13 protein-coding genes are annotated in these 13,559 nt (G+C 34.6%); 4 read left to right on the top strand and 9 right to left on the bottom strand.

The features are described from left to right. Positions 1 to 114: 114 nt before the first annotated feature. From ACTHPI_RS00700 to ACTHPI_RS00710, 3 genes are all read right to left on the bottom strand, one after another. Positions 115 to 1,866: an SLAP domain-containing protein gene (locus ACTHPI_RS00700; RefSeq protein ID WP_445352262.1), complete on the bottom strand. Its 1,752-nt coding sequence runs from the start codon at positions 1,864 to 1,866 to the stop codon at positions 115 to 117. A gap of 900 nt (positions 1,867 to 2,766) precedes the next feature. After that, a complete protein-coding gene (locus tag ACTHPI_RS00705; protein ID WP_445352263.1) occupies positions 2,767 to 3,015 on the bottom strand; it encodes a DUF2922 domain-containing protein in 249 nt (82 codons plus the stop codon). A 30-nt stretch (positions 3,016 to 3,045) separates the two neighbouring features. Then, positions 3,046 to 3,255 carry a DUF1659 domain-containing protein gene (locus ACTHPI_RS00710; protein ID WP_445352264.1) on the bottom strand — a complete coding sequence of 70 codons (210 nt, stop codon included), beginning with the start codon at positions 3,253 to 3,255 and terminating at the stop codon, positions 3,046 to 3,048. 190 nt (positions 3,256 to 3,445) lie between these two features. On the opposite strand from ACTHPI_RS00710, the gene ACTHPI_RS00715 reads away from it, so the two are divergent. The 3 genes from ACTHPI_RS00715 to ACTHPI_RS00725 all read left to right on the top strand — a co-directional run bounded on the left by ACTHPI_RS00715 (position 3,446) and on the right by ACTHPI_RS00725 (position 6,788). Continuing rightward, positions 3,446 to 3,946: a hypothetical protein gene (locus ACTHPI_RS00715; RefSeq protein WP_445352265.1), complete on the top strand. Its 501-nt coding sequence runs from the start codon at positions 3,446 to 3,448 to the stop codon at positions 3,944 to 3,946. Positions 3,947 to 4,158: 212 nt separating this feature from the next. After that, on the top strand, positions 4,159 to 4,587 hold the full coding sequence (locus ACTHPI_RS00720) for a hypothetical protein (protein ID WP_445352266.1): 429 nt from the start codon (positions 4,159 to 4,161) through the stop codon (positions 4,585 to 4,587). 176 nt (positions 4,588 to 4,763) lie between these two features. Beyond that, on the top strand, positions 4,764 to 6,788 hold the full coding sequence (locus ACTHPI_RS00725; RefSeq protein ID WP_445352267.1) for a KUP/HAK/KT family potassium transporter: 2,025 nt from the start codon (positions 4,764 to 4,766) through the stop codon (positions 6,786 to 6,788). Positions 6,789 to 7,034: 246 nt separating this feature from the next. Here ACTHPI_RS00725 and ACTHPI_RS00730 read toward each other — a convergent pair whose 3' ends face one another. The 6 genes from ACTHPI_RS00730 to ACTHPI_RS00755 all read right to left on the bottom strand — a co-directional run bounded on the left by ACTHPI_RS00730 (position 7,035) and on the right by ACTHPI_RS00755 (position 12,493). Further along, complete coding sequence (locus ACTHPI_RS00730; protein WP_445352268.1) at positions 7,035 to 7,505, bottom strand: threonine/serine exporter family protein; 471 nt, start codon at positions 7,503 to 7,505, stop codon at positions 7,035 to 7,037. A gap of 2 nt (positions 7,506 to 7,507) precedes the next feature. Further along, positions 7,508 to 8,281, bottom strand: a complete 774-nt coding sequence (locus ACTHPI_RS00735) for a threonine/serine exporter family protein (protein ID WP_445352269.1) — start codon at positions 8,279 to 8,281, stop codon at positions 7,508 to 7,510. A gap of 15 nt (positions 8,282 to 8,296) precedes the next feature. Next, entirely contained in the window at positions 8,297 to 9,838 is a 1,542-nt protein-coding gene (locus ACTHPI_RS00740; protein ID WP_445352270.1) for an ABC-F family ATP-binding cassette domain-containing protein, read from the bottom strand. Positions 9,839 to 9,850: 12 nt separating this feature from the next. Continuing rightward, on the bottom strand, positions 9,851 to 10,219 hold the full coding sequence (locus ACTHPI_RS00745) for a hypothetical protein (protein WP_445352271.1): 369 nt from the start codon (positions 10,217 to 10,219) through the stop codon (positions 9,851 to 9,853). Between the two features lie 131 nt (positions 10,220 to 10,350). Continuing rightward, a complete protein-coding gene (locus tag ACTHPI_RS00750) occupies positions 10,351 to 11,571 on the bottom strand; it encodes an NAD(P)/FAD-dependent oxidoreductase (protein ID WP_445352272.1) in 1,221 nt (406 codons plus the stop codon). A gap of 13 nt (positions 11,572 to 11,584) precedes the next feature. Continuing rightward, positions 11,585 to 12,493 carry a prenyltransferase gene (locus ACTHPI_RS00755; protein WP_445352273.1) on the bottom strand — a complete coding sequence of 303 codons (909 nt, stop codon included), beginning with the start codon at positions 12,491 to 12,493 and terminating at the stop codon, positions 11,585 to 11,587. A gap of 81 nt (positions 12,494 to 12,574) precedes the next feature. On the opposite strand from ACTHPI_RS00755, the gene ACTHPI_RS00760 reads away from it, so the two are divergent. Further along, positions 12,575 to 13,555 (top strand): polyprenyl synthetase family protein, encoded by a 981-nt coding sequence (locus ACTHPI_RS00760; RefSeq protein ID WP_445352274.1) that lies wholly within the window; start codon positions 12,575 to 12,577, stop codon positions 13,553 to 13,555. Positions 13,556 to 13,559: the final 4 nt, after the last annotated feature.

The raw sequence follows: 13,559 nt of genomic DNA on the forward strand, positions 1-13,559 counted from the left end.
AAACCGCAGGTCCTCAATATTAAGGATCTGCGGCTTTCGTTTGTATTTTGGAGAAATGAATCTAAAGAAAAAGTGAGATATATTCTCACTTTTTCTTTTATAATTAAGTTCTAATTAAAAGTTAGCAACTTTAACGTACATCTTCTTAGTTGCAGTTGCGCCTTCAATACGGTAGTAACGCTTACCGTTCTTGAACTTGTATGAACCGCCGTAAGTTACAACAGTTTCACCCTTCTTAAGAACAGTCTTAGTTGCGCGCTTCTTTGAAGTTGCGTAGATGTAAGCATTGTGCTTCAATACACGCTTAGTACCGTCAATGTTTGAAGCCTTAACGTAAGCATCCTTGTTAGCAATCTTGTAGTAGCTTGCACCGTTGATAGTTACAGGCTTAGCAACTACTGAAATAGTGCTGAATGAAGCAGCAGTCTTCTTGCCGTCAAGAGTAGTAGCCTTACCATTCTTGTCGTAGTAAGCAGCTGCGTGCATAACAGTCTTGTCTACGCCAACTTCTTCAGTAAATACTGAAGATTGTACAAATTCGTCTGAGCTTGCGCTGTTGATACGAGTGTATTCAACACCGTCGATAGTTACAGTACCGAAAGTTGCAACGTTTTGACCAACAGTTACAGTGTTGTTAGTTTGAGTAGCCTTGTTACCATTTACAGTGTAAATGTTACCAGCAGTCTTAACAGTCTTGTAAGCAGCGTTCTTAGCACCAACAGTTAAGTTGAATACTACGCTTGAAGTCTTACCTGATGGGTTAGTTGCACTTACAGTTACTGGGTAAGTACCAGCTACTGCAGTGTTAACCTTAGAAGTGTCAACCTTAACGTTCAACTTAGTAGAGTTGTCTGATGAAACAACAGCAGTAAATGCTTCTTCAATTGCCTTAGTGTTAACACTTGAGTTAAGTGGCATGTAGTTGAATGAAGCGTCATTTGCTAATGACAATGCTTGGTTAGCACCTTGGTAGTTCTTCTTGTTGTAAGTGATTACTGGGTAAGTCTTAGCTTCTGCATCAGTCAATGCTTGAGTATTGAATGAAACGATAACTGGAAGAGTTGCACTCTTTTCGTTGTTTGCAGTAGCAGTTAAGTTAACAGTAAATACATTTGAACTTGGAATAGCAAATGAACCGTTCTTAACTTCGATACCTGCAGCTGATAATGCTGCGTTTACAGCAGCTTCAACGTTAACGTTGTTCATAACCTTAGCTGAAGCACCGTCAGTCATCTTAACAGTGAAGTTTTGAGCGTTAATAGCCTTAACAACATCTGAAACGCTAACAGTCTTAGTTGAAGCAGCAACTGAAACAGCACCATTAGTTACAACAGTGTTGTCCTTAACGAAGTATGGAGTACCAGTTAAGTTCTTGTCAGTTAAGTGGAAAGCATCACTAGTGAATGCTTGGTTTTGTGAAAGGTCACTTGCCTTGTATGCAGTAGTTGCTGGCTTACCTGCTAAAGTACCACCTGCAATAGTGTATTCCTTACCAGTAGTCAAACCAGTTAAGTTGAAGTTCTTAACAACAACTTGGTATGAATCTTCTGCATTTAACTTAGTGTCGTTTGAAAGTGCAGTAGTAGTACCAGCCTTAACGATTTCAACGTTCTTGGCACTAACAGTAGCACCGTCTACAGATACCTTAACTGACTTGATTGCGTCAGCAACAGTGGTTTGACCAGCGGTAGCGTTAAGTGATACGTTAACAGTAAGTGCGTTAGCCTTAGCTGGAGTTTGTTGTGAAGCAGTAGCGTTGTTTACAGTAACAGCAGCGTCAGCAGTAGAAACAACAGAAACAGCGACAGGAGCGACAGCTAAAAGAGCAGCAGCAGCAGCGCTAACGATACGTAAATTTTTCTTCATGTGGTCTAATCCTCCTTGAAAAAACAAAAAAATGCAAAGGGACGAAAGATTCAGCAAGTGTAAGAGCCTATAATGTACAAAACACTTCAAGACAAGAACCAGAAGGTTATAAAGCTTCTGAGGTAGTAAAGTCTTGCTGAAGGGTCAGCATGCGTACAGGCAACACGCCTGAAGCATTGTCCGATTGCTTACCACGATTCATATTGTACTAACCTTAAGCAAAAAACGCAAGCTTAAAACGGCTATAAAACCCATTTGTAATAAACTTTTTGTGCAAAAAAATAACGAATGAAATTCACTTACCACCTTTGAAGCCCAATCTAACAATAAAAAACAAGCTTTTATATATCTTTACAATTTATTTATTCCTTTTTTAAAAAATCTCAAATTTTACAAAATTTTGACGAAATTTTCTCCTTTTGTAACACTCGGGTACTCTTTTTACCACTTCCTTAAATATTTCGTATTGTTTTAAGCAACAAAAAAGCAACCTCTACACGAGATTGCTTTTTAATAATACGCATACGAGTAACCAACTCATCTGCAACTTATACTAACTAACAGCTCAAGTAACCAACTGGAGCAAAATAGCACAAGTGATTGATATATTTAAACAATTAATTACCCCATTGATTCTATTTTCACTGGGTTATGTTTTTAAGTATGTAGCTGAAATTATAAAACAGTTTAGATTGTTGATTAACCAACATCAGTCTAAATCAAACTTCAAGTTTCAGCAGCGACAAACTTGTCACAAAAGACATCACTATGCTCAGTGTCACCAAAATCAAAAAGATTAATCTTTTGTACGACTACAAAATACGTAGTCGTTTTTTCTTACTAAAAAGGGCAATCTCTACATGAGATTGCCCTTTCCAAATTTTTCTCAAATACTCAAAATTAATCCTTATTAGATTCAGTATCGTCAAACACACTAGTAACAGTTCGTTCAATGTATTGAGCAGATTGAGGAGTCTTATACATATCAACTTCTTCCTTACTAAAAATATTTTCTTGAGCAATTATTCCCATTGCATCCCTCACCGCCGCCTCTTCCAAATCCGGCACCGCATTATTCAAAGTGATACTCGTCTTTTTATTCTTGCCATTTAAAAAAGTCATCTTTAAAGTCTTTGTAGTTTCTGTCATTATTATTCTCCTTTTATTTCCTATTAATTATTAAACTAACGCTACACCATGTTTTTGAATAAGGACAATTGCATCAAGAGAATCTTTTTGCAGTGAGCTGATTGCTTCACCCACTTTTTTAAGACTTTCTGCTTGAGCATCTTTTTTCACATTTTTATAAATTTTCTTTTTGCCATTTTCACCATATTTTTCATTACCAAAAGTAAACTGCACTGATTGTTCTAATAATTCGTAATTCATTTTTTAAAACCTACCTTATAATATTGTTTTGGATACATTAGATCTGCAAGTCACCTGCGCGCCTTGATGACTTACACAATTACTAACGAAACTAACCTAAAAAATGTAAACCATTTTTGAAAAAAACTTTACCAATTCGCAAATACTTCTTTGCTATAATATATAAAAATTCAATTCAAGGAGTCATTTTATGAAACGATCTACTATAGGAGTCATTATTGGAGCGGTTGCTATTGCCTTCGGAGGCGGTGGAATGGTAGCTACTACTCAAAATATTATCCCCACTTCATCTAGCAATAAACAATCACACTCTAACTCACAATCATCAAAGTCTGATCAATCAGATAACAATTCCACATCCGATGATCAAGAGCAAATGAATTCTTCTAGTGACAATCCAGATTCTCAAAATCAAAGCTCTTCATCTAATAATAAAAAAGAAGAAAATAATTCTTCTAACGAGCAATCTTCCAAGTCTTCTTCTACTTCTTCTAATGATGAAGATTCTAAAGACAACAAACAATCTTCTGATACCTCTGATAAAGATGCTTCAAATGAGACTAGTGCCACTAGCGATACTGGCAACGCTGGCAAAGTTAAAGATGGAGCTGGAGCTAAACAAGATCAATCAGTTGATGGTAAAGAAGTAGACTCTAGCACTGTGAGTAATGATAAACAAGCAGATCAATAAAGCTGGATACGATTCATCTTCTTGGAGTCCACAAGATAGCATTAACTTATACAGATATGCTCATAAACATGGTCATAAGACCCCAAGTTCCATTACTAAACAAGACATCAAAAATTATCTAAAAAAGTAGCCATGGTTGCTTTTATCGCAAAAACTCGGTAAAATTACTATTGACTTTTTAGTATTTTCTATTGCTTAAAGGAGTACCTACGTTGACTGAAGAAAAAAAGACTAATCAAAATATCGAAGAAACTGAAGAAAACGATGACTTAAAGGTCGTAATGCCTGAAGCTAACCGTGTTGTTATGGATCAAGAAGTATTTAAAGAACAACCTGATTACTTGAAGGTTTTTGCTAATTTCTATATTGCTCATTTTGATGGACGTGACTTAGAAATTATGAACTTATACGACACTGACCACAACATTGTTGATATTAACAACTACTTGCGTAATAATATTCACTTCCCACGTAAGACTTTAGTTAAGCATGTTCTTCAATGGCATGATTACAACTTCAATAATTTACTTGACGAAATGAAGAAAAAAGAAGACATTGACCCAGAATCAATGGTTACTTACGAAGCTTGGAAAGATTGGTACGAAAAGCGTCGTAGCGAAATTCAAAACGCACTTTCATAGTTATTCTTTTAAATACCTTTGCTCAATTTTTAGAGTAAAGGTATTTTTGTATATATTAATATAATTTCACACTTGAAAGTTAAGCCAAAATAGTTGAAAATAGATATGTTTTATAAAAGAGATGCTTCTTGCATCTTTTTTTACTAAATATCTATTTTCGTTAAGGAAGTACTAACATGACACAGAATACACGTAAAAAGATGTCGGCGGCAGGATTATTGATTGCCATCGGTATCGTCTACGGTGACATTGGGACAAGTCCTTTATATGTTATGAAGTCGATTGTTGCAGGTAACGGCGGCATTGCCAATGTTAACCGCGACTTTATTGTCGGTTCCATTTCACTTGTTTTATGGACTGTTACTTTGCTCACCACTTTGCAAACTGTGATTATCGCTCTTCGTGCAACTAACCACGGTGAAGGCGGAATCTTTGCTTTGTACGCTTTAATTAGGAAACGTGCTAAATGGCTCGTATTGCCTGCTTTAATTGGTGGAGCTGCCATCCTTGCTGATGGTACATTAACACCTGCAGTTACTGTTACAACTGCTATTGAAGGACTTAAAGGGATGGAGTTTGGTCACGGAAACATTCCTGTCAACACTCAGGAAATGGTAATCATTATTACCGTAATTATTCTCTTATTCCTATTTGGAATTCAACGTATGGGTACCAGTATCATTGGTAAAGCTTTTGGTCCTATTATGTTCGTTTGGTTTACATTTTTAGGAATCATTGGGTTGATGAATATGAGCCATGACTGGTCAATTATTCAGGCTATTAACCCTTACTATGCAATCAAATTATTATTCAGTCCATATAATAAGGCTGGAATCTTTATTTTAGGTTCTATCTTCTTGGCTACTACTGGTGCTGAGGCACTCTATTCTGATGTAGGACACGTTGGTAAGAACAATATTGTTGGATCTTGGCCTTACGTATTTGTTTGTTTAGCTCTTAACTACTTTGGTCAAGGGGTATGGATTTTACAAAATCCTGGTTATCATACTACTGGTGACTTTAATCCATTTTATGAAACTATCCCATCAGACATAAGATTAGCAGCAATCGTGTTAGCAACTATTGCTGCAGTTATTGCTTCACAAGCTTTAATCACTGGTTCATTTACACTTGTTGCCGAAGCCAGTGGACTTAAGTTCTTGCCTAGAATGAATATTCTTTATCCATCAAATGAAAAAGGACAAATTTATATTCCGTCTGTTAACAAAATGCTTTGTGCAGCAACTATTGCCTTAGTTCTTTACTTTAGAACTTCTGCGCACATGGAAGCAGCGTATGGTTTGTCAATTACCATTTCAATGTTAATGACAACTATTATGCTTTATGAATGGTTAAGAAAAGAACAAATTCCTATGCTTTGGGATCTACTTTTCTTAGTATTCTTTGGAGCATTGAATATCATGTTCATGCTTTCAAGTTTAAGCAAGTTCACTCACGGTGGTTATGTATCATTAGTCATTACTGGATTCATCTTAATGATCATGTACGTTTGGTTTTACGGTAATAAGATTCGTGATAAACGTGAATCCCGTAACGCCTACGTTCGCCTTGATGAATATACAAGTATGTTAACTAATTTAAGCCATGATGAAGATTATCCAACCTATGCTACCAACTTGGTATATATGGCTAAAGTTAAGTACAACAAATTTATCAAGCGAGAAATTCTTTATTCAATTTTAGATAAACGTCCAAAACGTGCTAAAGCATACTGGTTTGTAACTGTAAATGTTACTAATGAACCCTTCACTGCAGAATATGCAGTTAATACTTATGGCACTAAGAACGTAATTAACATTCAGCTTTATCTAGGATTCAAGAAACAAACTAGTGTGAATGTATATATTCGTCAAATTGTTCATGACTTAATTGCTGATGGAACAATTGAACCACAACCACAAGAATATACAACAACTCCTGGACGAGATGTTGGAGACTTCTCATTTGTTATTGTTAACGATGTAATTAGTCCTCAAACTCAACTAGTTGGTTATGAAAAATGGTTAGTCGAAGCACGTGTATGGCTTCAAAACTTATCCTCTAACCCTGCTTCATGGTTTGGTTTAGAGTATGCAGATACAGTTGTTGAGCGTGTACCACTTATTTTAGGACGACCAAATCCTTCCTACATTAAGCGAGTTGCACCTAAAGACTTTTCAAATATGAAGAAAAATAAGTAATATAAAAAAGCAGGCTATACAGTCTGCTTTTTTATATTACCCAGGAAATAATTTTCATAAAAGCAAAAAAGCAAGTCCACAAAGGACTTGCTTTTAACTCAAGGCACATATACATGTGAGGACAGTGTCTGTTCACATCAGGCTTATCCAACATCAGCACTTCCCGTGCTTGCCATTTAAGGTAGATGTCCTCTATCTCAAAAATTTTACGCATCTCGCGTTTGTTTTCTCGACTCGTCATAGATATTATAACTTATTACGACGTTTTCTGTAAAACATTTTACTCCGATAAAACATTTCAATAATCATTGATGAAAGTAGTATCCCAAGTGCAATTGCACAAGTAACAATTCCTACACGCAAAATTGCAGTTTCTGCTTCCATAGTTTCACCATTTACCAATGCCCTTACTGCTTGATAGGCTGGAACACCAGGTACCAAGGGAACTAAAGCTGGAATATTAAAAACTGTCACTGGACATTTTTTCATTCTGGCAAACATTAATCCTAAAATACCAATTACAAATGCCCCCATTAAATTTGATAGCATTCTACCCATTCCTGCCCGTGCCATAAACCAGTAGACCATCCAGCCTACGATTCCGCTTATTCCTGATAAATTTAAAGCACGATGTGGCACATTAATAGTTAAAGCAAATCCAACAGAAGCAATATAAGAAAAAGCAATATTTATAAAAACTTCTAACCAAAATTGCATACTTAAACTCCTAAAAACTTAATAACAATACCAACTCCGCCTCCAAGAGCGAGCGCTGTTAATGTCGCTTCAAGCATTCGTACCATTCCCGATAATAAATCACCCATAAATAAATCTCTTAAAGCATTTGTAAAAGCAAGCCCCGGCACTAATGTCATTAGCGCTCCAATTAAGATATTATCAACAACCATGTTCGGGAAGAAGTGCACAATTCCAATTGCAATTAAACTCATTACCATCGCTGCAACCAATTCTGATAAAAAACGTATTTTGGTAAATCGCTTAAAAAATACATATGCTAGATAGCCTAGCGCTCCAACGGCAGCTGCTGCTGGAAAATCAATCCAGTCATAATCATCCATAAATAATACAAGTAAAGTTGCGCTAAGTGCAGCTGCTCCAATAACTTGCATCCACAAGGGAAAAGTTGGCAAGTCGGTTTGCAAAGCTAGAACTCTGGCCTTTAATTTTTTTAAACTAATTTTTTTTGCAGCAAACTTTCTTGATAATTCATTTACTCTGTCTACAAGCTCTAAATTTATGTTGCGGTCGCGAATTTGCTTCATTTGAGATAATTTTCCACCATCTAAACTCATAAAAACACCTGTAGGTGTCGCAAATACCCTTGGATCCGTAACTCCAGCATTATGAGCAATTCGCAGCATTGTATCTTCAACTCGATACATTTCACTGCCGCCTTCAATCATTAATCTACCCGCTGTTAGACAAATATCAAGCACTTCTTGATAAAACTCTGCATTCTTTGTTTCAGCCATTATTTTACCTATGTGTTAATTCAACTTTTCTAAATCAATTGTCTTGTCAATCCAATCCCCACGGAAGAAATCACGCTCGTGACTTACAATAATTACTCCACCTGGGAAATTGACAATTGCCTTTCTAAGAGCATCTTTTGTGTCATTATCCAAGTGGTTAGTTGGTTCATCCAAGAATAAAAGATTAGCTGGTTCAAATTGCATTTTTGCAAGTTTGACCTTTTCTTGCTCTCCACCAGATAATTCCTTTAATGGACTCATTGCTTGTTGAGCAGTTAGACCCATTTTAGCTAAAGCTTGTCTTAATTCCTTTGGCTTTTTACGTTCAAATTCTTCTTGTAAATACTGCAAAGGCGTCATGTTTCCATTTGGCCAAGCAAGATCTTGCTTAAAATAAGCTAGCTTAGCAGTAACTGATAATTCATAATTACCATAAATTGGCTTCAATTTACCAAGCAAAGTTTTAAGCAAGGTAGTTTTTCCAATCCCATTAAAACCAGTTATCGCAACTTTTTCATTTCCACCTACTGAAAAATTAAACGCAGTCTTAACTAAAGCCTTATCATAACCAATAACTAAGTCTTGTGTTTGAAGTAATAAATTAGATGCTGTAGCTACATATGGAAAGTCAAACTTAGCACGACGATTATTCTTAGGTGGAGTCAAAACATCCATTCTATCTAATTGCTTTTGACGAGATTTAGCACTTTTTGCTCGAGTACCTGCTTTATTCTTACGAATATATGCTTCAGTTTTAGCTATTTTGCGCTGCTGATTAGCGTAAGCTTTAAGATAAGTTTCACGATTAGCAGCTTTTTGACGCATAGCTTGCTTTAATGTTCCGGTATAGCGAGTAATGGTTCCAAAATCAATATCAATAATACAGTTAGTAATTTGACCTAAGAAGTCATAATCGTGACTTACAACGATAAAAGCTCCTTCAAAATTATTTAAATATTCCACTAGCCAATCAATATGACTTACATCTAAATAATTAGTAGGCTCATCTAACACTAAGACATCTGGATTTTGTAATAAAAGTTTAGCTAAAATAATCTTTGATCTTTGACCTCCTGAAAGCTTTGAAACATCATGATCAAATCCTAATTCTGCTAAACCAAGACCTGAAGCAACACGTTCAATTTCAGTATCTAAATCATAGAAATTATTTTCTTCAAGATATGTTTGAACCTTGCCTGCTTTTTCTAATAATTGTTCATCACCTTGCTCAGCATAATCTGTATAAAGCTGATTCAATTCCTTTTCCTTTTGATATAATTTATCAAATGCAGTCCTTAAAAAGCCACGAATCGTTACACCTGGGGCAAGTTTTGCATATTGATCCAAATATCCAACACTAACTTTATTTTGCCACTTTACTTGTCCTTCATCAGGTAAAATTTCTCCAGTCAAAATCTTAATAAGAGTAGATTTACCTACTCCATTTTGACCAGTTACACCCATATGATCTTCTTTATTTAAAACAAAACTAGCATCTTCATATAAAGTCTTATCAATAAAACTCTGACTTAAATCCTTAACCGTTAATAAACTCATTTTTCTACTTACCTAATTACCTTCCTCATGCTTTTTTTCATAATTTTGCAACTCATTCAAAATCCTAGGCCAATACCGTTTCGGTAAAATTAATTGCAGTTTATCATGATAAATCGGAAAATCACTCGCCCTTAAGCCTGTAATTTTAGCTAAATCTTGATCACTTAATTTATATTTATAAACAATTCGTTTGATTTCCATACTTGCATGTCCACGAAACCAAGAAATTATAAAGAAAACTAATGCAAAAATTCCAGCCAACAAAATAGAAATTTGCAAGTTAAGATCAAAACTTCGCATACAAATAAAAAATACTGCAATATAAGCAATAATTGCAGAAATTATGCCATAAATCACTGGAAAGATTTGTTCTTTTTTCATGATTTTCCTCCTGGAACTAAAACACTTACTTATCATCTTAACTTGCATTTATAAAATATAAAAGTCAAAAATAGACAACAATAATCAAAAAATAAAATTGTTGTCTATTTTTTATATTTTTAAGTTAAATTTTACCGATAAAAGTCAAATCTTCCAACAGCTAAAGTTTCTTTAATGCCGCCTGTTTCCATCAAGGATTTATCAATGATAATTTTCTTTAATGCACTGGCCAAATATCCTTTATAAGACATTCCAAGTGCTTTTCCAACTGCTTGATCTTCACCAACAGTTGCTACTTCACCCAAAGACTTATAAGTATAAGCTGTTGGACGAGAATGACCTAAAACTCTAGCTGCAATATCTTTAGCTGTGTAATTAGCCATTGAAAGAGCCATCTGACCTGTATTTGGATATGGCCACTTTTTACCAGGAACCATTACGCTTGAAGAATCTCCTAAAACATAAATATCTTCATTTTCAGGAGCCGTTAAATGCTCTCCTACCATTACACGATTTCTTCGATTTTTAAAACCAGAAGCTTCAATAACTGGACTGCCACCAAAGCCCATTAACCAAATAATTGTTCCTGCTTTAAATTCTTTTGGATCATCCTCTTTTTTGTCATCAGCCATTTTATAGTAAACAGTATCAGTAGTAACTTTTTGAATATAAGCTGGATATAAAACATTAATATTACGCTTATTCATTACATTTAGTTCATATTTTACTAACTTATCACTAAACATTGGCAATAAACGAGGAGATCCATCAAACATCTGAATCTTGATTTGACTTGGATCAACACCAGCAAGTTTAGCGTAGCGTGGACGAGCTTCAGAAATAGCTCCAGAAACTTCAACAGCTTGAAAACCTGCTCCACAAATAATAATGTTTAAATCCTTTGGATCTTGTTTTTCTTTATAACGTTTCATTTGCATTTCAATATGCTTATCAATTGCTTGAGCAGTAGGAACATTATACATCGGTAGCCCATTTTCTTTGGCTCCCTCAATTCCAAGACTATCTTGAGTAAAGCCCAATCCAACAACACAGTAATCATAGTCAATTGGAGCAGAATTTTTCAATTCTACTTTTTTATTTTTAATGTCAATTTTAGTTACATCATCTACTACTAATTCAGTAACAGCTGGATCAAGTACATCACTTAATTCATAAGACATCCCTGTATATGGACCATTACCTGAAGCTACTTCATAAAGCCGCATAGCTTCATAGTGATATGGCACATCATTAACTAAAATAATCTTAGCCTCACCTTTAATTTTCTTTTGAAGAGCAATTACTGTCTTCAAGCCTGCATATCCAGCTCCTAAAACTACTATTTTTTTCATGATTATCCTCCCATCATTTTAGATTTATCAATAAACCAATAAAATACGTTAGTAAATAAGTCATTGAACCTATCAAAAGTATTTTTACTCCTGTAATAAAGGTCTCTGTCTTTACTTGTTTACCAATTAATATCTTGTTCTGACGCCAGACGAACGGTACAATAATAATTGTTAACCACACAAACTTTGGTGCTAGTCCAAGAAATGGCAATAATATAATAATTAAAAAGGCTAGAATATTTTTAAGACTAAAAAATACTAAACCAGCTTTTTTACCAATGAAATGAATAATCGTTTTTCGATGATTATCCTCATCTTCTTGGGCATCGCATAAGTTATTAGCGAGCATCAAATTTGAAATCCATAATTCATCAGCTAATGCCACCAAGAATATTTTGCCTATTGTATCAAAATTCCAAATAAAAATTTGATATGTATTTAGATACACACTAAGCAAAACAATCATAAAGCCCATTGTAAAACCTGAAAATAGTTCTCCCAGTGGCAAGTTAGATATTGGATAAGGACCTGATGAATATAAAAAACCTATGGCAAAACAGAAAATTCCCATCCATAATACTGGCAATCCTGCTTTTACAACAAGCCATAATCCCATCAAGGCTGATAAAGCACTGAATCCAATCATCAGCCATAAAACAAGATTAGGTGAAATATTTTCACGACCAATAATATTAGTATTTTCTTGATAATCTTTACTATCTGCATGGTAGTAATCGTTATAGTTATCAAGCATGTCAACAACCATATTGAATAAAAACATCGCAACAAAAAATACTAAAGAGATGGTCCAGTTTAAATGATTAAAATAATATGCGCTAAAACACATCCCTAATAAAAAAGGTGCAACACTAGCAGTTTTAGCTTTGATTTCAACTAATTCTAAAAATACACTTAGTGACAATCACTCCACATCCTTCCAAAGTAAATTAATTAAAATTAATTATTTTCAATTTAATTATGTATCATAAGGAAATTTTTTTAAATGAATAATACAAAACAACACCGTAAATATCCCTTAATTGCTAAAGAACTTGACTTAGTTAATAATTGCATTGATAAAACCATTCAAACAAAACATACAGCTTTACAAAGCGCTCTAATCACAATGGCAAATAATGGCGGTAAATACCTACGACCTAGTCTATTAATCTTATCTGCTAAAGCTACAAAAGGAGAAGTAACTGACAAAGTTATCAAATTAGCTTCCGCAATTGAAGTTTTGCACATGGCAACTTTAATTCATGATGATATTATTGACGATTCAAATAAGCGACGTGGAGAAATTAGTATTCAATCTAAGTTTGGTAAAGATACCGCAGTTTATGCAGGAGACTTACTTTTTACTAATTTCTTTGACTTAATGCTTCAAACCACCGACGAACATGAATACCTAGTCGAAAATGCCAAAACCATGCGTGCTGTTTTAAATGGTGAATTAGGGCAAATGAAAGAACGTTTTAACATACATCAAAGCTTAAATGACTATATTGAAGATGTTAAAGGCAAAACCGCAGCCCTTTTTAGGTTAGCTGCCAAAGAAGGTGCATATTTTGGTGGACAAACGCAATATGCTCAAACTATGGCAGACTTTGGTGAAAATTTAGGAATTGCTTTTCAAATAATTGATGACATTTTGGATTACACTGGCAGTAAAAAGCTAAACAAACCAATGCTAGAAGATTTAACTACGGGGGTATACTCTCTACCATTATTACTTGCTTTAAAAAATGAAAATTGTTACCAAAAACTTGCACCAATTTTAAATAAGAAATATCAGATGTCCAAAAAAGACATCGAACAAATTCAAGAAATAATTCTAAATTCTTCAGCAATTCAACAAAGCCGTCAGTTAGCTTTGCAATATTCACAAAATGCCTTAAACTCATTAGAACAATTACCTAAAAATCCTGCTACCAAGTTATTAACTAAAATAACTAAAGAATTGCTCAATCGTAATATGTAGTCGA

This window comes from Lactobacillus sp. PSON (genome assembly GCF_052615405.1).

Coding starts and splice junctions, on each gene's coding strand:
- ACTHPI_RS00700 (WP_445352262.1), bottom strand. CDS start 1,866: ATGAAGAAAAATTTACGTATCGTTAGCGCTGCTGCTGCTGCTCTTTTA.
- ACTHPI_RS00705 (WP_445352263.1), bottom strand. CDS start 3,015: ATGACAGAAACTACAAAGACTTTAAAGATGACTTTTTTAAATGGCAAG.
- ACTHPI_RS00710 (WP_445352264.1), bottom strand. CDS start 3,255: ATGAATTACGAATTATTAGAACAATCAGTGCAGTTTACTTTTGGTAAT.
- ACTHPI_RS00715 (WP_445352265.1), top strand. CDS start 3,446: ATGAAACGATCTACTATAGGAGTCATTATTGGAGCGGTTGCTATTGCC.
- ACTHPI_RS00725 (WP_445352267.1), top strand. CDS start 4,764: ATGACACAGAATACACGTAAAAAGATGTCGGCGGCAGGATTATTGATT.
- ACTHPI_RS00730 (WP_445352268.1), bottom strand. CDS start 7,505: ATGCAATTTTGGTTAGAAGTTTTTATAAATATTGCTTTTTCTTATATT.
- ACTHPI_RS00735 (WP_445352269.1), bottom strand. CDS start 8,281: ATGGCTGAAACAAAGAATGCAGAGTTTTATCAAGAAGTGCTTGATATT.
- ACTHPI_RS00740 (WP_445352270.1), bottom strand. CDS start 9,838: ATGAGTTTATTAACGGTTAAGGATTTAAGTCAGAGTTTTATTGATAAG.
- ACTHPI_RS00745 (WP_445352271.1), bottom strand. CDS start 10,219: ATGAAAAAAGAACAAATCTTTCCAGTGATTTATGGCATAATTTCTGCA.
- ACTHPI_RS00750 (WP_445352272.1), bottom strand. CDS start 11,571: ATGAAAAAAATAGTAGTTTTAGGAGCTGGATATGCAGGCTTGAAGACA.
- ACTHPI_RS00760 (WP_445352274.1), top strand. CDS start 12,575: ATGAATAATACAAAACAACACCGTAAATATCCCTTAATTGCTAAAGAA.